This is a genomic window from Pseudomonas sp. EA_5y_Pfl2_R50 (assembly GCF_963970475.1).
Taxonomy (GTDB): Bacteria; Pseudomonadota; Gammaproteobacteria; order Pseudomonadales; family Pseudomonadaceae; genus Aquipseudomonas.
In genome coordinates this window covers 111,029-128,783 of the sequence record NZ_CAXAPT010000008.1, presented here as the reverse complement: position 1 = coordinate 128,783, position 17,755 = coordinate 111,029, and the positions used below count along the sequence as shown (strand labels likewise).

Sequence of the window (17,755 nt, the reverse complement as noted above, 5' to 3'; positions counted from 1 at the left end):
GCTATGAGCGAAGATCGATCGAGCAACGGGCAGAAGTCATGGCTGGGTAAACTGACCCAGGCTTTTGCCCACGAGCCGAAGAACCGTCAGGAGCTCCTGGAGCTGCTGCGTGATGCACATCAGAACAAACTGCTGGACAGCGAAGCGCTGGCCATCGTCGAAGGCGCCATTCAGGTGGCTGACCTTCAAGTGCGCGACATCATGGTGCCGCGCTCGCAGATGATCAGCATCAAGGCGACCCAGACACCCCGCGAATTCCTCCCGGCAGTGGTCGACTCGGCCCACTCGCGCTATCCGGTCATTGGCGAAAGCCATGACGACGTCATGGGCGTGTTGCTGGCCAAGGATCTGCTGCCGCTGATCCTCAAGGAAAACGGCGACAACTTCAACATCAAGGATCTGCTGCGCCCGGCCACCTTCGTGCCGGAGTCCAAGCGTCTGAACGTGTTGCTGCGTGAATTCCGCGCCAACCACAACCACATGGCCATCGTCATCGACGAATACGGCGGTGTAGCCGGCCTGGTCACGATTGAAGACGTGCTCGAACAAATCGTCGGCGACATCGAAGACGAGCACGACGTCGAAGAAGACAGCTACATCAAGCCGCTGCCCAGCGGTGACTTCCTGATCAAGGCCCTGACGCCCATCGAGAACTTCAACGAGTTCTTCGACAGCGAGTTCTCCGATGACGAGTTCGACACCGTCGGCGGTCTGGTCATGAGCGCGTTCGGACACTTGCCAAAACGCAACGAAATCACTGAAATCGGCGCCTATCGTTTCCGCATCCTGAACGCCGACAGCCGTCGGATTCATTTGCTGCGACTGACCCCAATCGCCCGGTAACACATCTAAAGGACTGAAATGCGCTGGACAACCCGCCCCGGCTGGCCCGGTAACCTGCTGGCCGTGGCGGCCGGTGCAATCACCACCTTCGCTCTGGCACCGTTCAACATCTGGCCGCTGGCTTTGCTGGCGGTCGGTTTGTTCTATGCCGGTTTGCGTGAGCTGAGTCCGCGCCAGGCGCTGGGCCGTGGCTGGTGTTTCGGTTTCGGCCTGTTCGGCGCCGGCACCAGCTGGATCTACTACAGCATCCACCATTTCGGCGGCGCTTCGGTGCTGCTGGCCGGGTTCCTGATGCTGCTGTTCACCGCCGCAATTGCCTGGTTCTTCGCCCTGCCCGCCTGGCTATGGGCGCGCTGGCTGCGCCGTAACGAGGCACCGCTGGCCGATGCGCTGGCGTTTGCCGCATTGTGGGTCGGCCAGGAAGCCTTTCGCGGCTGGTTCCTCACCGGTTTCCCGTGGTTGTATTCCGGTTACAGTCAGCTCGATGGCCCGCTGTCAGGGCTGGCGCCGGTCGGTGGCATGTGGCTGGTGTCGTTCGTGCTGGCGCTGACGGCAGCGCTGATCCATAACGCGCCGCGCTTGCTGCAAACCGCTCGCAAAGGTTTTGTGGTTGCCGGCCTGGTGCTGCTGATCGGGCCTTGGGCAGCGGGCATTGCGCTCAAGGGCCACGCCTGGACCAGTCCGTCCGGCGCGCCGCTGAGCGTTGCCGCGATACAGGGCAACGTCGCACAAAGCATGAAATGGGACCCGGCCGAACTCAACGCGCAGTTGGCCTTGTACCGCGATCTGAGCTTCCGTTCCAAACCGGTGGATCTGCTGATCTGGCCGGAAACCGCCGTGCCGGTGCTGAAGGAGTCCGCCGAGGGCTACCTGAACATGATGGGCACCTTCGCCGCCGAGCGTAAATCGGCACTGATCACAGGCGTACCGATTCGCGAAACCGTTCGTCATGAAAAACGCTTCTTCAACGGCATCACCGTGGTGGGCGAAGGCGATGGCACGTACCTGAAGCAGAAACTGGTGCCGTTCGGTGAATACGTGCCCTTGCAGGATGTACTGCGCGGGCTGATTGCCTTCTTCGACCTGCCGATGTCCGACTTCGCCCGTGGCCCCGCCGATCAGGCACTGTTGCAGGCCAAGGGTTATCAGATTGCGCCGTTCATCTGCTACGAAGTGGTGTACCCGGAGTTCGCCGCCGGCCTGTCCGCCCGCAGCGATCTGCTGCTGACGATCAGCAACGACACCTGGTTCGGCACCTCGATTGGCCCGCTGCAACATTTGCAGATGGCGCAGATGCGGGCGCTGGAGGCTGGCCGCTGGATGATCCGCGCGACCAACAACGGCGTCACCGGTCTGATCAACCCGTTCGGGCAGATCACCGCGCAGATTCCGCAGTTCGAACAGGGCGTGCTGTACGGCGAAGTGGTGCCAATGCACAACCTGACGCCGTATCTGGAATGGCGTTCGTGGCCGTTGATCATCCTGTGCGTGCTGCTGTTTGGCTGGGCGCTGATGGCGAGCCGGATGTCGAAAACCCTTTAAAAGCTTCGCGAGCAGGCTCGCTCCCGCATTGAAACCCATTCCAGATTCGGGAACGAGCCTGCTCGCGAAGAGCGCATCAGAAGCACCGCATTAATCCGCTGTCGCGTCACCGCGGTAGAACAACGAATACCCCACCTGCCCCACCGCTTCATTGAGCAACTGCCCGCTCTGCCAGATCGACTTGAATTCCGGCAACCAGCCACCGAACGGCCGAGCGTTATCGGTGCCCAAAAAGCCCACCGGCGCCGGCACAACTTCAAACCCGGCCTGCTGAAAACTCCACACCGAACGCGGCATGTGCCAGGCCTGCGTCACCACAACCACACGCTTGATACCCTGAGGCAACAGAATATCGGCGCTGAACCTGGCGTTCTCCCACGTGGTGCGACTTTCGCCTTCCTGCCAACGCACCGTCACGTCGAAATCGTCGCGCAGCGAATCAGCCATCAACTTCGCTTCCGTCGGCGGCGATCCATAATGCAGTCCGCCCGTGGTCAGGATCGGCAACCCCGACGCCTTGGCCAGCCGCGCGGCATAGCGCTGTCGCTCAAGACCGACGCCCGTTGGCTGATCTTCGCCCCAGGCCAGATCACCGCGTTCGCGACCGGAACCCAGTACCACGATGGCGTCGGCCCGCTGCGCCAGCGTGGCCCACTCCTCGCGGGCCAGCGGTGGCTCACGCTCCAGGGCTTTGGCGCTCCATTGCACCACCACTGGCAGGCTCATCAGCCACAGGCCGCCAAAGCCAATGGCAAAGCACAATCCGGCGAGGCGCGGCCGAGTGCGGCGCAGCCACCACGCGGCCAGCAACAGCAGTAATAAAATGCCGGGCGGCAATAGAAGTTGTTTGACGAAATAACGAAAAGGCATCGGGCATCTCCAAAGATGCCCGAAGCCTAAGTGGGTTAATACAACGCGACAACCAATAGGGTGGGATCCTGTTGAAAAAGATCCGTTTCTTGACCTGCCATGCGCTTACTTGGCCTGCAGAGAGCGAACCTTGTCGGTGTCTCTGCCGGGCGCCTTGTCCTTGAGCCAGATGATCTTGGCCGAATGTGCTGCATCGAGTTGCTTCACTGCTTGCGACAAGCAGCCATGCGATTCACGTTCACTGCGATCCAGATAGGCCTTGACCAGTTTGAACTCGGCGGGGCTCAAGCCACGCAATTCCAGTTCCAGGGGGCGCTCATCGCGCAGCCGGTCAGCGGTTTTCAGTGCGTCCAGGGCCATACCCAGACGATCAATCAACCTCTCGTACAACTCGGGTTTCGTTACGTTTTTTTTCCGTTGCTCCACCATCCCTCACCTCATTGAAGATAAGAATCACTCCCCAGTTAGAGCTTAGCTTCGCTGTACAAACCGGCTGTACGCCGCGACCAACGGCCCTCGCCACGGATTTACCGGGCCAAACTGCTGTAATCAGGGTTTCCCTAGGCCAAGCGCGGTCATGTATGCTACGGCGCTTCCTGTAATTCCACTTCCAGCTCGTCCGGGCCAACCCCGGAACCTGCGTTGAAGAGGATTAGGCCACCCCTATCCAGTACAAAAGTAGCCATGCACGAACAATATCAGCCCCGTGAAATCGAAGCCGCCGCCCAGTCGTTCTGGGACGAGCAAAAGTCCTTTGAAGTCAGTGAACAGCCAGGCAAGGAAACCTACTACTGCCTGTCGATGTTCCCTTACCCCAGCGGCAAGCTACACATGGGGCACGTGCGCAACTACACCATCGGCGACGTGATCTCCCGCTACCAGCGCATGCAGGGCAAAAACGTTCTGCAACCGATGGGTTGGGACGCCTTTGGCATGCCGGCGGAAAACGCCGCGATGAAGAACAACGTAGCGCCCGCCAAGTGGACCTACGAAAACATCGCTTACATGAAGTCGCAACTGCGCAGCCTCGGCCTGGCGGTCGACTGGTCGCGTGAAGTGACGACCTGCAAGCCGGATTACTACCGCTGGGAACAATGGCTGTTCACTCGCCTGTTCGAAAAAGGTGTGATCTACCGTAAAAACGGCACCGTGAACTGGGACCCGATCGACCAGACCGTTCTGGCCAACGAACAGGTGATCGACGGTCGCGGCTGGCGTTCCGGCGCGCTGATCGAAAAGCGCGAAATCCCGATGTACTACTTCAAGATCACCGCCTACGCGGATGAGCTGCTGGAGAGCCTCGACGAGCTGACCGGCTGGCCTGAACAGGTCAAGACCATGCAGCGCAACTGGATCGGCAAATCCCGTGGCATGGAAGTGCAGTTCCCGTACAACGTCGATTCCATCGGCGAAGCCGGCACCCTGAAAGTCTTCACCACCCGCCCGGACACCCTGATGGGCGCGACCTACGTCGCCGTGGCCGCCGAGCACCCGCTGGCCACCCTGGCGGCGAAGAACAATCCCGAGCTGCAAGCGTTCATCGCCGAATGCAAAGGCGGCAGCGTTGCCGAAGCCGATGTCGCCACGCAGGAAAAGAAAGGCCTGCCAACCGGCCTGTTCGTCGAGCACCCGCTGACCGGCGAAAAACTCCCGGTCTGGGTCGCCAACTATGTGCTGATGCACTACGGCGACGGTGCGGTCATGGCCGTGCCGGCTCATGACGAGCGCGATTTCGAATTCGCCCACAAGTACAACCTGCCGGTCAAATCCGTGGTGCGCACCAGTTCCGGTGACAGCAACCCGGCCCCGTGGCAAGACGCCTACGGCGAGCACGGCACGCTGATCAACTCCGGCGAGTTTGACGGCCTCGACTTCGCAGGCGCGTTCGACGCCATGGAAGTCGCCCTGATCAAGAAAGAACTGGGCGCCTCGCGCACCCAGTTCCGCCTGCGCGACTGGGGCATCAGCCGTCAGCGCTACTGGGGCTGCCCGATCCCGATCATCCACTGCGACGCCTGCGGCGACGTGCCGGTGCCGGAAGATCAACTGCCTGTCGTCCTGCCGGAAGACGTGGTGCCGGACGGCGCCGGTTCGCCGCTGGCGCGCATGCCGGAATTCTACGAATGCAGCTGCCCGAAATGCGGCCAGCCAGCCAAGCGTGAAACCGACACCATGGACACCTTCGTCGAGTCGTCGTGGTACTACGCTCGCTACGCCTCGCCGCACTTTGAAGGTGGCCTGGTGGAAAAATCCGCCGCCGACCACTGGCTGCCGGTCGATCAGTACATCGGTGGTATCGAACACGCCATTCTGCACCTGCTCTACGCGCGCTTCTTCCACAAGCTGATGCGTGACGAAGGCCTGGTCAGCACCAACGAGCCGTTCAAGAACCTGCTCACCCAGGGCATGGTGATCGCCGAGACTTACTATCGTCGCGAAGCCAACGGCGCCTACACCTGGTTCAACCCGGCAGACGTGGAACTCGAGCGTGACAGCAAAGCCAAGGTCATCAGCGCCAAGCTGAAATCCGACGGCCTGCCGGTGGAAATCGGCGGCACCGAGAAGATGGCCAAGTCGAAGAACAACGGTGTCGACCCACAGTCGATGATCGATCAGTTCGGCGCAGACACCTGCCGCCTGTTCATGATGTTCGCCTCGCCACCTGACATGAGCGCGGAATGGTCCGACTCCGGCGTGGAAGGCTCGCACCGCTTCCTCAAGCGCGTCTGGCGTCTGGCGCAGGCCCACGTTACCCAAGGCCTGCCAGGCAAGGTTGACGTTGCCGGCCTGAACGACGAACAGAAGGCCGTGCGTCGCTCGATCCACCTCGCGATCAAGCAGGCCAGCCACGACGTCGGCCAGAACCACAAATTCAACACCGCCATCGCCCAGGTGATGACGCTGATGAACGTGCTGGAAAAAGCCGCACAAGTTACCGATCAGGATCGCGCACTGATTCACGAAGGCCTCGAAGCCGTGACCTTGCTGCTGGCGCCTATCACGCCGCACATCAGCCATGAATTGTGGAACCGTCTGGGCCACCCTGACGCCGTCATCGACGCCGGCTGGCCGGCTGTGGACGAAAGCGCATTGGTGCAGGACAGCCTGACGCTGGTCATTCAGGTCAACGGCAAACTGCGCGGACAGATCGAAATGCCGGCCAGCGCGACCCGTGAAGAAGTCGAAGCCGCTGCTCGCATCAATGAAAACGTGCTGCGCTTCGTCGACGGTCTGACCATTCGCAAAGTGATCGTGGTGCCAGGCAAACTGGTCAACATCGTCGCCAGCTAAATTGGATTGGGCGTCAGGTTCGCCTGACGCCCTGTAAAACCTTTCGGGCCGCAAGGCCGGCCCACATGGTTTCAAGGGGAGCAACACAATGATCAAACGCAATCTGCTGGTGATGGGCCTCGCTGTTCTGCTGAGCGCCTGCGGTTTCCAGCTGCGTGGCACCGGCACCAACGCACTGACGATCAAGGAACTCGACCTGAGCGCGCGTAACGCTTATGGCGAGACCGTGACCCAGTTGCGCCAGACACTGGAAGCCAGCGGCGTCAAGGTTTACAGCGGTGCACCGTACAAGCTGTACCTGGCTGACGAGCAGGAAAGCCAGCGCATCCTCAGCTACGCCGGTGCCGGTCGCACGGGCGAATACCAGGTCAGCACCGTGCTGAACTATGACATTCGTGGCGAAAACAATCTGTCGCTGTTGAACGACAAACTTGAAGTACAGAAAGTGTTCATCCACGACGGTAACAACCTCGTCGGTTCCGATCAGGAAGCCAGCGACGCCCGTCGCGAAACCCGCCGCGAGCTGGTGCAGCGCATGATGCTGCGCCTGCAACAGCTGACTCCGGGTCAACTGCAGCAACTGCAGCAGGCCGCCAACGACCGCGCCCGGGCCGAAGCCCAGGCGCTGGAAGCGGCACAAAAGGCTGAAGCGGAAACTCCGCGTCAGTCGCCGCTCGAAGTACCGCAGCAGTAAGACGTGCGGGGCGCTCAGGCGCCCCGTTCGATATTTCTTATGAAGCTCGCTCCCGCCCAACTCGGCAAACACCTGCAAGGTGCTCTGGCGCCGGTCTACATCATCAGCGGCGATGATCCGCTGCTGTGCCAGGAAGCCGCCGACGCCATCCGCAGCGCTGCCCGCCAGCAAGGTTTCGACGAACGTCAGGTCTTCGCCGCCGACGCCAATTTCGATTGGGGTACGTTGTTGCAGGCCGGTGCCAGCATGTCGCTGTTCGCTGAAAAACGCTTGCTGGAACTGCGTTTGCCCTCGGGTAAACCCGGTGACAAAGGCGCCGCCGCGTTCATCGAATACTGCTCGCGCCCTGCCGAAGACACGGTGCTGTTGATCAGCCTGCCGAAACTCGATGGCAGCGCGCAGAAAACCAAGTGGGGCAAGGCGCTGGTCGAGGGCCAGCAGACCCAGTTCATCCAGATCTGGCCGGTCGATGCCAATCAGCTGCCGAGCTGGATTCGTCAGCGTTTGTCCCAGGCCGGCCTGTCCGCCAGCCAGGACGCGGTCGAATTGATTGCCGCACGTGTCGAGGGCAACCTGCTCGCCGCCGCGCAGGAAATCGAAAAGCTCAAGTTGATGGCTGAAGGCGGACAGATCACCGTCGAAACCGTGCAGGCCGCCGTGGCCGACAGTGCACGTTTTGACGTGTTCGGCCTGACCGATGCCGTGCTCAACGGTGAACCGGCCCACGCCTTGCGCATGCTCGAAGGCTTGCGCGGTGAAGGTGTCGAACCGCCGGTGATTCTCTGGGCGCTCGCGCGGGAACTGCGCCTGCTGGCCAATATCTCGCTGCAGTACAGTCAGGGCACGCCGCTGGACAAGTGTTTCAGCCAGGCGAAACCGCCCGTCTGGGACAAGCGCAAACCGCTGATGAGCAAAGCCCTGCAACGCTACACGGCGCAGCGCTGGGCGCAACTGTTGCTCGAAGCCCAGCGTATCGATGCACAGATCAAAGGTCAGGCGGCGGGTTCACCGTGGATGAGCCTGAGCCGGTTGGCACTGTTGATGGCTGGCCAGCGTCTGACACTGCCTGCTGAATAACCTGCCCTGCCGCGAAAGCGCCAGAACATTCCTACACAACAGGAACTGGACAGACGCCCGACATCGGCAGATTATTTCCCCCGCGAACCCACCCCAATGAGAGAACCCTCATGAGCAAAAAGCCAGCAAAGCATGGCCCCAACAAGGCCAAATCCATCGTCGCCCAACCCCTGTTCCGCAGCCGCCAGGAACGACCAGCCAAGGGAAAAGGCAGCTATCGCCGCGAAGCCTTCCAGTCTGACAACTGGGAGGCTTCTTACTTTCTGGCTGCCTGAAGCGCTGTACCCCCCGGTCATGTTAAGGTCTGCACCTGATTCGTTTTCCTGGAACTGTGCATGCCCCTAAGTCTTTCCCGTCGCTGGCCTGTTCGCCAGATGATCGCTGCCTCCAGCTTCATTCTGCTTGTCGCCTGCGCGGAAAAACCCACCGCCGCCGACGCACAACCTCTTCAAGCCGCTCCAGTCACCACGGCCCCAGCGATCATCCCGCCGGTAGTGCCGTCCGCCGACCCTCTCGATCTTCAGCCGACCCAGACCTTTGCCGAATGGCAGGCAGGTTTCCGCAAGGACGCACTGGCCGCCGGAATTCGCCCTGATCTGTTTGATCGTGCTTTCGCCAACGTCAGCTTCGATGCCAGCGTGATTCGCGCCGACCGCAGCCAGCCGGAATTTTCCCGCCCGGTATGGGAATACCTCGACGGCGCGCTGTCGCCCTTGCGGGTGCGTAAAGGTCAGGCGCTGATCAACCAGTACGCCGACATTCTGCAAAGCATCGAACAGCGCTACGGCGTTGATCGCCAGGCGCTGGTGTCGGTGTGGGGCATGGAAAGCAACTTCGGCCAGTTCCAGGGCAGCAAGTCGGTGATCAACTCGTTGGCCACCCTGGCCTATGAAGGTCGCCGTCCGGGCTTTGCCCAAGCGCAACTGATCGCCGCCCTGCAAATCCTGCAACAGGGCGATATCACCCCGGAAAAAATGCTCGGTTCCTGGGCCGGCGCGATGGGCCAGACCCAATTCATTCCGACCACCTACAACACCCACGCCGTGGATTACGACGGTGACGGTCGCCGCGACATCTGGGGCAGCCCGGCGGACGCGCTGGCCTCCACCGCGCATTACCTGCAAAGCTCTGGCTGGCAACGTGGCCAGCCGTGGGGCTTCGAAGTGCAACTGCCGAGCAGCTTCAATTACACCCTGGCCGATGGCGCGATTCGCAAAAGCGTCGCCGAATGGCGTCAATTGGGGGTGATCCTGCCGAACGGTGCTCAGGTGCCCGCAGGCTCGGAGCAACTTTCTGCCGCCCTGTTGCTGCCCGCCGGGTACCGCGGGCCGGCGTTCCTGATCCTCGACAACTTCCGCGCGATCCTCAAATACAACAATTCGTCGTCTTATGCGTTGGCGGTGAGCCTGTTGTCAGAGCGATTCAGTGGCGGCGGCCTGATCAATGGCACGTGGCCAAAAGATGATCTGCCGCTGAGCCGCACCGAGCGCATCGAATTGCAGACCCTGTTGAGTGCGCGCAACTACGATGCGGGCACGGCGGACGGCATTATCGGCGCCAATACGCGCAAGGCGATTCGCAGCGCCCAGCAGTCGTTTGGCTGGCCGGCGGATGGTTACCCGACGCACAGGTTGCTGGAAAGCCTGCGTACCCAATAGAACGACTGCCGTATGGCTGATTCGCTTTCGCGAGCAGGCTCGCTGCCACATTGGATCTGTGTCGTTCACAGAACCCATGTGGGAGCGAACCTGCTCGCGAAGACTGGCTATCAGGCGAATAATCTTTAAGCCTTGACCACCACATCCTGCTCCAGCATCAATTCCTTCTTCCCCGCATCCAGCCGCACCAGTGCGCCCATCGGCAGCGTCAGGTTCGGATCGCAATGGCCACTGCGCCACCCCGACAGCAGCGGAATCCGCAACGGCTCGAATGTCTGCTTGAGCAAGCGGTTCAACGCCGCGACTTCCACTCCCGCCACATCCCCGACCAGAACCCCACGCAATTTGGCCAACTTGCCGGCCAGGCGCATCTGGGTCAGCAAACGGTCGATGCGATACAACGGCTCGTTGATGTCTTCGATCAGCAGGATGACCCCTTCGACATCGATTTCGTAAGGCGTGCCCAATGTGGACGCAATCATCGCCAGATTGCCGCCCAGCAGCCGCCCGTGAGCGACACCAGGCTCGACGGTGGTCAGCGGATAAGCCACCGGGTGACTGAGCACACTCCCCGCCTTCAACTGGCCGCGCAACATGGCGAAAAACGAAGTGACCGTTGGCGGTTCCTTGTCACCGAGCAGATCGGCATTGAGCAACGGCCCGTGAAAGGTCACGAACCCGGCATAACGACTGATGGCCAAGTGCAATGCGGTGATGTCGCTGTAGCCGACAAAGGGTTTGGCGTTGCGACCCAGGAGGTCATAATCGATCCGGTCCAGCAGTCGTGGCGTGCCGTAGCCGCCGCGCAGGCAGATGATCGCATCGACCTCGGGATCAGCGAACGCTGCATGCAGATCGTTGAGCCGCACGTCGTCGCTGCCGGCCAGATAGCCGTCCTTTTCGTATACGCCGGGAAATACCTTGAGGCCATAACCCCTCGCACGCATCCATTGCACCGCTTTGTCGGTATTCAGCGGGCCGGGGCCAGCGGGGGCAATAACGCCGATCACGCCTTCCGACGGCAACGCCGGCACGGGTTTATGCGGAAAAAGGGTATGGGTCGGTCGAACGGTCATCCATGGGCTCCCAGTGTGAAGGCATGCGCACACAGTAGTCAGGAAAGCGGGCAAACAAAAGGGGGGTTATGGCCCGATACTCTGTGGGCCGGTGATCGCCCCTCAAAACAAAAATACCCGCCAGGGCGGGTATTTTGTGCGGCAATCAGCGGAGGATCAGGACCCCAGCAGCTCAGCCTTGACCAGCTTCGCCTGCTCGTCGGCGTGGTACGAAGAACGCACCAGCGGGCCCGAGGCTACGTTCTTGAAGCCCATTTTGTAACCCTCTTCGGCGAACCAGGCGAAGGTGTCCGGGTGCACGAAACGCTGCACCGGCAAGTGGCTGCGCGACGGTTGCAGGTACTGACCGAGGGTCAGCATGTCGATGTCGTGTTCGCGCATGCGCTTCATCACTTCGATGACTTCGTCGTCGGTCTCGCCCAGACCCAGCATCAGGCCGGACTTGGTCGGAATATGCGGCATCATCTGCTTGAAGCGTTGCAGCAGGGTCAGCGACCACTGGTAGTCCGAACCCGGACGCGCAGCCTTGTACAGGCGCGGCACGGTTTCCAGGTTGTGGTTGAACACATCCGGCGGCTCGGCGGCGGTGATTTCCAGAGCGATGTCCATGCGGCCACGGTAGTCCGGGACCAGCGTCTCGAGCTGCACGTTCGGCGACAGTTTGCGGATTTCGCGAATGCAATCGGCAAAGTGCTGGGCACCGCCGTCGCGCAGGTCATCGCGGTCAACCGAGGTGATCACCACATACTTGAGCTTGAGGTCGGCAATGGCGATGGCCAGGCTTTCCGGCTCGTTGACGTCCAGTGGCTTCGGACGACCGTGACCAACGTCGCAGAACGGGCAGCGACGGGTGCAGATGTCACCCATGATCATGAAGGTCGCGGTACCGCCGGAGAAGCACTCGCCCAGGTTCGGGCAGGAGGCCTCTTCGCAGACGCTGTGCAGCTTGTGCTTGCGTAGCAGGCTCTTGATACGGTCGACTTCCGGGGACACCGGAATGCGCACGCGGATCCAGTCAGGTTTCTTCGGCAGTTCGGTGGTCGGAATGATCTTTACCGGGATGCGTGCAACCTTCTCGGCGCCGCGCAGCTTGACGCCGGCTTCGACCTTGGGACGCGGGGCCGGGCGCTCGGTCACGTCGAGCGTCGGGATCATGGTTTGCACTGCATCAGTAGTCATATCAGTCGATTCCGCCCGTCAGGGTCGTCTGCTCAGCATAGTCGAGGTGTTTGACGAGCTGCGCGCGCAGCCGGGCACTTACCTCGGCAAATTCAATCGATCCTGCGTGCTCGCTCAGCTGGGTCATCGCCAGCCCGGCATAGCCGCAGGGATTAATCCGTCGAAACGGTTCCAGGTTCATGTCCACGTTCAGGGCCAGGCCATGAAAGGAACAACCGTGGCGAATCCGCAAACCCAGAGAAGCGATTTTCGCTCCGTCGACGTACACGCCAGGAGCGTCTGGCTTGGCCTCTGCGCTCACGCCGTAGCTGGCCAGCAGTTCAATCAGGCAACGCTCCATGCGGCTGACCAGATCGCGCACGCCAAAACCCAGCTTGCGCACATCCAGCAATAGATAGGCCACCAATTGGCCGGGACCATGATAAGTCACTTGCCCGCCGCGATCGACCTGCACCACCGGGATATCCCCTGGCAACAGCAAGTGTTCGGCCTTGCCGGCCTGGCCCTGAGTGAACACCGGCGGGTGTTCGACAAGCCAGATTTCGTCGGCGGCATCACTGCCGCGTTCGTTGGTAAAACGCTGCATGGCATGCCAGACCGGCTCGTAAGCCATCTGGCCGAGCTCACGAAAGCCCAGCGTGCCCGGCATCACAACACCATGTGCACGAAGCCGGTCGCCCGTAGTTCGCTGTTGATGTTGTACAGCTGATCCTGGTCGGTCGCGACGATGTGCAACTGAATGGTGGTGTATTTGCCGTTGGGGCTAAAACGCTCAGCATCGAGGGCATGGTTGATCTTCGCATGCTTCTCGACAATTGCGACGATCTTGTCCTTATTGCCAACCCCTGTCACACCGATCACTTTAATCGGGTAGTCCTTATTGGGGAATTCGATCTTTGGCGCCTTTACTTCGGTATCGGTCATGGCGTAACGGCCTCTAGAGCGCAAGCCGTGGTAACGCACATGGCCCCGCGCCGGATCGGGGCGGGGCCATGCAGGTCAACACAAATCAGTTGAACAAGCCGTAGAAGAATAGACGGATGCTATCCCACATGCGGCGGAAAATACCACCCTCCTCGACGCCATCCAGCGCGATCAGGTCAGCGCTGTGCACGACCTTGTCTTCCAGTTTGACTTCGACTTTACCGATCACGTCGCCCTTGGCGATTGGCGCGATGAGTTGCGGGTTCATGGTCATGCTGGCAGCGAGCTTTTTCAGCTGGCCTTTTGGCAGGGTCATGGTCAGGTCTTCAGCCAGGCCGGCCTTGACTTGATTGGTGGTGCCTTTCCACACCGGCGCCTGAGCCAGTTCGGTGCCCTTCTGGTAGAAGGTCTGGGTTTCGAAGAAGCGGAAACCATAGGTCAAAAGCTTCTGGGTTTCAGCGGCGCGAGCCACTTCGCTGTTAGTGCCGAACACCACGGCGATCAGACGCTGGCCGTCACGTACAGCCGAAGACACCATGCAGTAGCCGGCTTCTTCGGTGTGACCGGTTTTCAGACCGTCGACGGTCTTGTCGCGCCACAGCAGCAGGTTGCGGTTAGGCTGCTTGATGCCGTTCCAGAAGAACTCTTTCTGCGAGTAGATCGCGTAGTGAGCCGGATCTTCGTGGATGATCGCGCGGGCCAGGATCGCCATGTCGTGAGCGGACGAATAGTGCTCAGGGTTTGGCAGGCCGGTCGGGTTCATGAAGTGGGTATTGGTCATGCCCAGATCAGTCACGGTCTTGTTCATCAGATCGGCGAACGCATCTTCGCTGCCGGCGATGTGCTCGGCCAGCGCGACGCTGGCGTCGTTGCCCGACTGGATGATGATGCCGTGCAGCAGGTCGCTGACAGTGACCTGCGAGCCAACCTTGATGAACATCCGCGAACCGCCGGTGCGCCAGGCGTTTTCGCTGACGGTCACCGGATCGTTTTCACCGATCTGGCCACGACGGATTTCCAGGGTCGCAATGTACGCCGTCATCAGCTTGGTCAGACTGGCCGGTGGCAGACGCTGATCGCCATTGTTCTCGACCAGCACGTTGCCGCTGGCGGCATCCATCAGAACGTAGGCTTTGGCGGCCAGTTGTGGTGGCGATGGCATCATCTCGGCCGCGAAGGCGGCTGGCGAGAGGAGCAGCGGGACTAGCAGACACAGGCGTTTGGCAAAGGTGGTGATGTTCATCCGTCTCTCGAAATCGCTAATGGAAACTGCCCGAAGGCAAAATTTAATCAGATGACTTTCTAACGAGCCATCGCGTGTTCAGTTGCTCACTCCAGTCACCCTTGCCGGGCTTTTGTTCTTCGACGAGCCAACAACCTGGTTCACCCCCCGATACCGCAAGTGAACCGTCAATCAAGTTCTACGTATTACTCGGTGACCACACTTGGCGAACCAAGGTTGGCCAGGCGCACACTGTTCTGCACCTGGGCGATTTCACCCGGCGAGCCGATCGGCCCCAGGCGTACCCGGTGCAGGGTCTGCTGATTGCGCACGATCGAGCTGATGAACACCGGAGCGCTCACCATCCCGCTGAGCTTCGACCTCAGCAGTTCTGCAGCGTCCGGGTTGGCGAACGCGCCCACCTGCAGATACTGGCCAGACGCTGGTGCAGAAGCGTTTTTTTTTGCACTCATCGGCACCGGAACGGTATCAGAGGCATGCTGCTGCGGCGGTGGCGTCCATTGCTCGACGGTGCCGGCCGACGCCGTGATCACCGGGGCGCTATTCTGCGCGACTTGCGGCTCATTGAGCATCAGCGGCGCCGGACGGCCCTTGGCCGCCCAATAGGCCTGAGGATCGATGCCCTCGACCTTGACCCGCGCCGTGCCGGTTTCGGCATAACCGAGTTTTTTCGCTGCCGCGTAGGATAAGTCGATGATCCGATCCGAATAGAACGGCCCACGGTCATTGACGCGCAGGATCACCGTGCGGTTGTTGTCCAGGTTGGTCACCCGGACGTAACTTGGCAGCGGCAGGGTCTTGTGGGCAGCACTCATGCCGTACAGGTCATAAACCTCGCCGTTGGCGGTGTTCTGCCCGTGAAACTTGGTGCCGTACCAGGACGCGGTGCCGGAAGCGACGTAGGTCCTGGATTCCTGCAGCGGGAAGTAGGTCTTGCCCAGCACGGTGTACGGGTTGGCCTTGTACGGGCCAGTGTGCAGGGTCGGCGTGGCATCGGGGATGCGCGAAACATCGACGTCCCACCACGGCGCGCCATCCTTGTGGGCCCGGTTGATGTCCAGGCCCGGCTGAGCACGCACAGCGGTATTCGATGTTTTCGGAGTCGGCGAGCGGCTGGTCGAGCAACTGGCAACCAGCACTGCCAACGCAGCGAAGGCCAGGAGCTTCAGGGGTTTACTGTTAGGCAATGCCTGCATTACTTGACGCCCCGTGCTTGTACCAGCTGTTCAGACAGTTGATGTACGGCCATGGCGTACATCACGCTGCGGTTATAACGCGTGATCGCGTAGAAATTCTTCAGGCCCATCCAGTATTCGGGGCCATTGTCGCCTTCAAGGCGAAATGCAGTAACCGGCATATCATCGCGCAGCGCATCATGACTTGACCAGCCCAGCGCCCGCAACTCTCCAACGGTTTTCGTCGGCTCGATGCCGGTGGTCAGGCCCTCGTCGACCTGCTCGCCGCGAACATCGGCGCGGCTGACCACGGGCTCACCCGCAACCCAGCCGTGACGCTTGAAGTAACTGGCGACGCTGCCGATCGCATCATCCGGGTTGTTCCAGATGTTGATGTGGCCGTCACCGTCGAAATCCACCGCATACGCGCGAAAGCTGCTCGGCATGAACTGCGGCAGGCCCATCGCGCCGGCATACGAACCTTTCAGGGTCAGTGGATCGACCTGCTCTTCACGGGCCAGCAGCAGGAACTCACGCAGTTCCTTGCGGAAAAATTCGGCACGGGGAGGATAGTCGAAACCGAGGGTCGTCAAGGCATCGATCACCCGGTAATTGCCGGTATTACGTCCGAAAAAGGTTTCCACGCCGATGATCGACACGATGACTTGTGCCGGCACGCCGTATTCCTGTTCGGCACGGGCCAGCGTCGCCTCGTGCTGACGCCAGAAATCCACACCGCGGGCAATTCGCGCGTCGGTGATGAACATCGGACGGTATTCCTTCCACTGCTTGACGCGCTCGGCGGGTCTGGAAATGGCGTCGAGAATCGCCTGCTTGCGCTGAGCCTCGCGCAACACCGCCATCAGTTGCTCACCGGCGAAACCGTAGTCGCGGGTCATTTCACCGACGAATTCGGCCACCTGAGGCGAGCCTTCATATTCGCCGGCCAGCGCTTCCTGCACGCTGCCCAGGAGGCCCATCAGGCCTACCAACGGCGCGCATCGAGTCGCCCAGCCACGCATTACTTGCATTGCACTCTTCACCTTATTCAAACCTGTGCGATCCACTTGCGATGGGTATGGATCGACATCAAAACCCCAAACGCTGACAGCAACGTCACCAGCGAAGTTCCTCCGTAGCTAATGAACGGCAACGGCACCCCTACGACCGGCAACAGCCCACTGACCATACCGATGTTGACGAAAACGTAAACAAAAAACGTCATGGTCAACGCCCCGGCAAGCAATTTGCCGAACAGCGTTTGCGCCTGAGCGGTGATCACCAGCCCCCGGCCAATCAGCAACAGATAGATCAGCAACAGCGCGCAGATGCCCACCAGACCGAACTCCTCGCCGAGGACGGCGATGATGAAATCGGTGTGGCTTTCCGGGAGGAAGTCCAGGTGCGACTGGGTGCCGAGCAGCCAGCCTTTGCCGAATACGCCGCCGGAACCAATCGCGGCTTTCGACTGAATGATGTTCCAGCCGGTGCCCAGCGGATCAGACTCCGGATCGAGGAACGTCAGGATTCGCTGTTTCTGGTAGTCGTGCATGATGAAAAACCACATCGCCACCGACACCGGAATCGCCGCCGCCAGCACGCTGAGAATCCAGCGCCAGCGCAGCCCGCCCATGAACAGCACGAACGCGCCGCCGGCGAGAATCAACAACGAAGTACCCAGATCAGGCTGGCGCACGATCAATACGAACGGCACGCCGATCAGCATCAAACTGATGCCGACATGCTTGAGTTGCGGCGGCAGCGTGCGCTTGGACAGATACCAGGCGATGGTCGCCGGCATCAGGATCTTCATGAACTCCGAGGGCTGGAAGCGAATCACCCCGGGGATGTTGATCCAGCGCGTCGCGCCCATGGCGTTGTGGCCCATGATGTCCACCACCAACAGCAGCACAACACCAATCACGTATCCAAGTGGCACCCAGCGCGCCATGAAGCGCGGTTCGAGCTGGGCGATGAAAATCATCGAAACCAGGCCGATGCCGAACGACGTGGCCTGTTTGGCCAGCAGATCCCAGCTCTTGCCGCTGGCCGAATACAGCACGAACAGGCTGCCGGCGGCGAGGATCAACAGCAGGATCAGCAGCGGGCCATCGATATGCAGCCTTTGCAGCAGCGTCGCGCGGCGACGCATCACATCCTCGCTGGAGAGCATGCGATCAAAA

Annotated in this window: 17 protein-coding genes; 7 read left to right on the top strand and 10 right to left on the bottom strand. The window is 60.8% G+C overall.

Going from position 1 to position 17,755, the window contains the following annotated elements; genetic code table 11:
- Positions 1-3 precede the first annotated feature (3 nt).
- Together AACY19_RS15565 and lnt are read left to right on the top strand one after the other, a co-directional pair.
- Positions 4-843: an HlyC/CorC family transporter gene (locus AACY19_RS15565; RefSeq protein WP_338583281.1), complete on the top strand. Its 840-nt coding sequence runs from the start codon at positions 4-6 to the stop codon at positions 841-843.
- Between the two features lie 18 nt (positions 844-861).
- Positions 862-2,385 (top strand): apolipoprotein N-acyltransferase, encoded by a 1,524-nt coding sequence (gene lnt, locus AACY19_RS15560; RefSeq protein ID WP_339451578.1) that lies wholly within the window; start codon positions 862-864, stop codon positions 2,383-2,385.
- Positions 2,386-2,475: 90 nt separating this feature from the next.
- Here lnt and AACY19_RS15555 read toward each other — a convergent pair whose 3' ends face one another.
- Together AACY19_RS15555 and AACY19_RS15550 are read right to left on the bottom strand one after the other, a co-directional pair.
- Complete coding sequence (locus tag AACY19_RS15555) at positions 2,476-3,255, bottom strand: YdcF family protein (RefSeq protein ID WP_339451576.1); 780 nt, start codon at positions 3,253-3,255, stop codon at positions 2,476-2,478.
- A 105-nt stretch (positions 3,256-3,360) separates the two neighbouring features.
- Positions 3,361-3,684, bottom strand: a complete 324-nt coding sequence (locus tag AACY19_RS15550) for a hypothetical protein (RefSeq protein ID WP_339451574.1) — start codon at positions 3,682-3,684, stop codon at positions 3,361-3,363.
- 255 nt (positions 3,685-3,939) lie between these two features.
- On the opposite strand from AACY19_RS15550, the gene leuS reads away from it, so the two are divergent.
- From leuS to AACY19_RS15525, 5 genes are all read left to right on the top strand, one after another.
- Entirely contained in the window at positions 3,940-6,546 is a 2,607-nt protein-coding gene (gene leuS / locus AACY19_RS15545) for a leucine--tRNA ligase (protein ID WP_339451572.1), read from the top strand.
- Between the two features lie 88 nt (positions 6,547-6,634).
- Positions 6,635-7,240 (top strand): LPS-assembly lipoprotein LptE, encoded by a 606-nt coding sequence (locus AACY19_RS15540; protein ID WP_339451570.1) that lies wholly within the window; start codon positions 6,635-6,637, stop codon positions 7,238-7,240.
- Positions 7,241-7,279: 39 nt separating this feature from the next.
- The gene (gene holA, locus AACY19_RS15535; RefSeq protein WP_339451568.1) at positions 7,280-8,317 is read left to right on the top strand and encodes a DNA polymerase III subunit delta; all 1,038 of its coding nucleotides are present in this window, start codon (positions 7,280-7,282) and stop codon (positions 8,315-8,317) included.
- A 110-nt stretch (positions 8,318-8,427) separates the two neighbouring features.
- Positions 8,428-8,592: an alternative ribosome rescue factor ArfA gene (arfA, locus tag AACY19_RS15530; protein ID WP_186546795.1), complete on the top strand. Its 165-nt coding sequence runs from the start codon at positions 8,428-8,430 to the stop codon at positions 8,590-8,592.
- A gap of 60 nt (positions 8,593-8,652) precedes the next feature.
- Positions 8,653-9,975 (top strand): lytic murein transglycosylase, encoded by a 1,323-nt coding sequence (locus AACY19_RS15525; RefSeq protein ID WP_339451565.1) that lies wholly within the window; start codon positions 8,653-8,655, stop codon positions 9,973-9,975.
- A 125-nt stretch (positions 9,976-10,100) separates the two neighbouring features.
- On the opposite strand, the gene AACY19_RS15520 is transcribed toward AACY19_RS15525, so the two are convergent.
- The 8 genes from AACY19_RS15520 to rodA form a co-directional block, all read right to left on the bottom strand.
- Positions 10,101-11,051 carry a S66 peptidase family protein gene (locus AACY19_RS15520; protein WP_339451563.1) on the bottom strand — a complete coding sequence of 317 codons (951 nt, stop codon included), beginning with the start codon at positions 11,049-11,051 and terminating at the stop codon, positions 10,101-10,103.
- Positions 11,052-11,207: 156 nt separating this feature from the next.
- On the bottom strand, positions 11,208-12,206 hold the full coding sequence (lipA, locus tag AACY19_RS15515) for a lipoyl synthase (RefSeq protein ID WP_162130488.1): 999 nt from the start codon (positions 12,204-12,206) through the stop codon (positions 11,208-11,210).
- A gap of 25 nt (positions 12,207-12,231) precedes the next feature.
- Positions 12,232-12,879 carry a lipoyl(octanoyl) transferase LipB gene (lipB, locus tag AACY19_RS15510; protein ID WP_339451561.1) on the bottom strand — a complete coding sequence of 216 codons (648 nt, stop codon included), beginning with the start codon at positions 12,877-12,879 and terminating at the stop codon, positions 12,232-12,234.
- The gene (locus AACY19_RS15505) at positions 12,879-13,154 is read right to left on the bottom strand and encodes a DUF493 domain-containing protein (RefSeq protein WP_339451559.1); all 276 of its coding nucleotides are present in this window, start codon (positions 13,152-13,154) and stop codon (positions 12,879-12,881) included. The genes lipB and AACY19_RS15505 overlap by 1 nt, the downstream gene beginning before the upstream one ends.
- Positions 13,155-13,239: 85 nt before the next feature.
- Positions 13,240-14,397, bottom strand: a complete 1,158-nt coding sequence (locus AACY19_RS15500; RefSeq protein ID WP_339451557.1) for a D-alanyl-D-alanine carboxypeptidase family protein — start codon at positions 14,395-14,397, stop codon at positions 13,240-13,242.
- A 185-nt stretch (positions 14,398-14,582) separates the two neighbouring features.
- Positions 14,583-15,593 carry a septal ring lytic transglycosylase RlpA family protein gene (locus AACY19_RS15495; protein WP_339451555.1) on the bottom strand — a complete coding sequence of 337 codons (1,011 nt, stop codon included), beginning with the start codon at positions 15,591-15,593 and terminating at the stop codon, positions 14,583-14,585.
- Positions 15,593-16,603: a lytic murein transglycosylase B gene (mltB, locus tag AACY19_RS15490; RefSeq protein ID WP_339451553.1), complete on the bottom strand. Its 1,011-nt coding sequence runs from the start codon at positions 16,601-16,603 to the stop codon at positions 15,593-15,595. Before mltB ends, AACY19_RS15495 begins: the two co-directional genes overlap by 1 nt.
- Before the next feature lie 17 nt (positions 16,604-16,620).
- Entirely contained in the window at positions 16,621-17,724 is a 1,104-nt protein-coding gene (gene rodA / locus AACY19_RS15485) for a rod shape-determining protein RodA (protein ID WP_339451896.1), read from the bottom strand.
- Positions 17,725-17,755 lie beyond the last annotated feature (31 nt).

Excerpts from the sequence above, each read along its gene's own strand:
- AACY19_RS15565 (WP_338583281.1), top strand. The coding sequence starts at position 4 with ATGAGCGAAGATCGATCGAGCAACGGGCAGAAGTCATGGCTGGGTAAA.
- lnt (WP_339451578.1), top strand. The coding sequence starts at position 862 with ATGCGCTGGACAACCCGCCCCGGCTGGCCCGGTAACCTGCTGGCCGTG.
- AACY19_RS15555 (WP_339451576.1), bottom strand. The coding sequence starts at position 3,255 with ATGCCTTTTCGTTATTTCGTCAAACAACTTCTATTGCCGCCCGGCATT.
- AACY19_RS15550 (WP_339451574.1), bottom strand. The coding sequence starts at position 3,684 with ATGGTGGAGCAACGGAAAAAAAACGTAACGAAACCCGAGTTGTACGAG.
- leuS (WP_339451572.1), top strand. The coding sequence starts at position 3,940 with ATGCACGAACAATATCAGCCCCGTGAAATCGAAGCCGCCGCCCAGTCG.
- AACY19_RS15540 (WP_339451570.1), top strand. The coding sequence starts at position 6,635 with ATGATCAAACGCAATCTGCTGGTGATGGGCCTCGCTGTTCTGCTGAGC.
- holA (WP_339451568.1), top strand. The coding sequence starts at position 7,280 with ATGAAGCTCGCTCCCGCCCAACTCGGCAAACACCTGCAAGGTGCTCTG.
- arfA (WP_186546795.1), top strand. The coding sequence starts at position 8,428 with ATGAGCAAAAAGCCAGCAAAGCATGGCCCCAACAAGGCCAAATCCATC.
- AACY19_RS15525 (WP_339451565.1), top strand. The coding sequence starts at position 8,653 with ATGCCCCTAAGTCTTTCCCGTCGCTGGCCTGTTCGCCAGATGATCGCT.
- AACY19_RS15520 (WP_339451563.1), bottom strand. The coding sequence starts at position 11,051 with ATGACCGTTCGACCGACCCATACCCTTTTTCCGCATAAACCCGTGCCG.
- lipA (WP_162130488.1), bottom strand. The coding sequence starts at position 12,206 with ATGATCCCGACGCTCGACGTGACCGAGCGCCCGGCCCCGCGTCCCAAG.
- lipB (WP_339451561.1), bottom strand. The coding sequence starts at position 12,879 with ATGCCGGGCACGCTGGGCTTTCGTGAGCTCGGCCAGATGGCTTACGAG.
- AACY19_RS15505 (WP_339451559.1), bottom strand. The coding sequence starts at position 13,154 with ATGACCGATACCGAAGTAAAGGCGCCAAAGATCGAATTCCCCAATAAG.
- AACY19_RS15500 (WP_339451557.1), bottom strand. The coding sequence starts at position 14,397 with ATGAACATCACCACCTTTGCCAAACGCCTGTGTCTGCTAGTCCCGCTG.
- AACY19_RS15495 (WP_339451555.1), bottom strand. The coding sequence starts at position 15,593 with ATGCAGGCATTGCCTAACAGTAAACCCCTGAAGCTCCTGGCCTTCGCT.
- mltB (WP_339451553.1), bottom strand. The coding sequence starts at position 16,603 with ATGCAAGTAATGCGTGGCTGGGCGACTCGATGCGCGCCGTTGGTAGGC.
- rodA (WP_339451896.1), bottom strand. The coding sequence starts at position 17,724 with ATGCGTCGCCGCGCGACGCTGCTGCAAAGGCTGCATATCGATGGCCCG.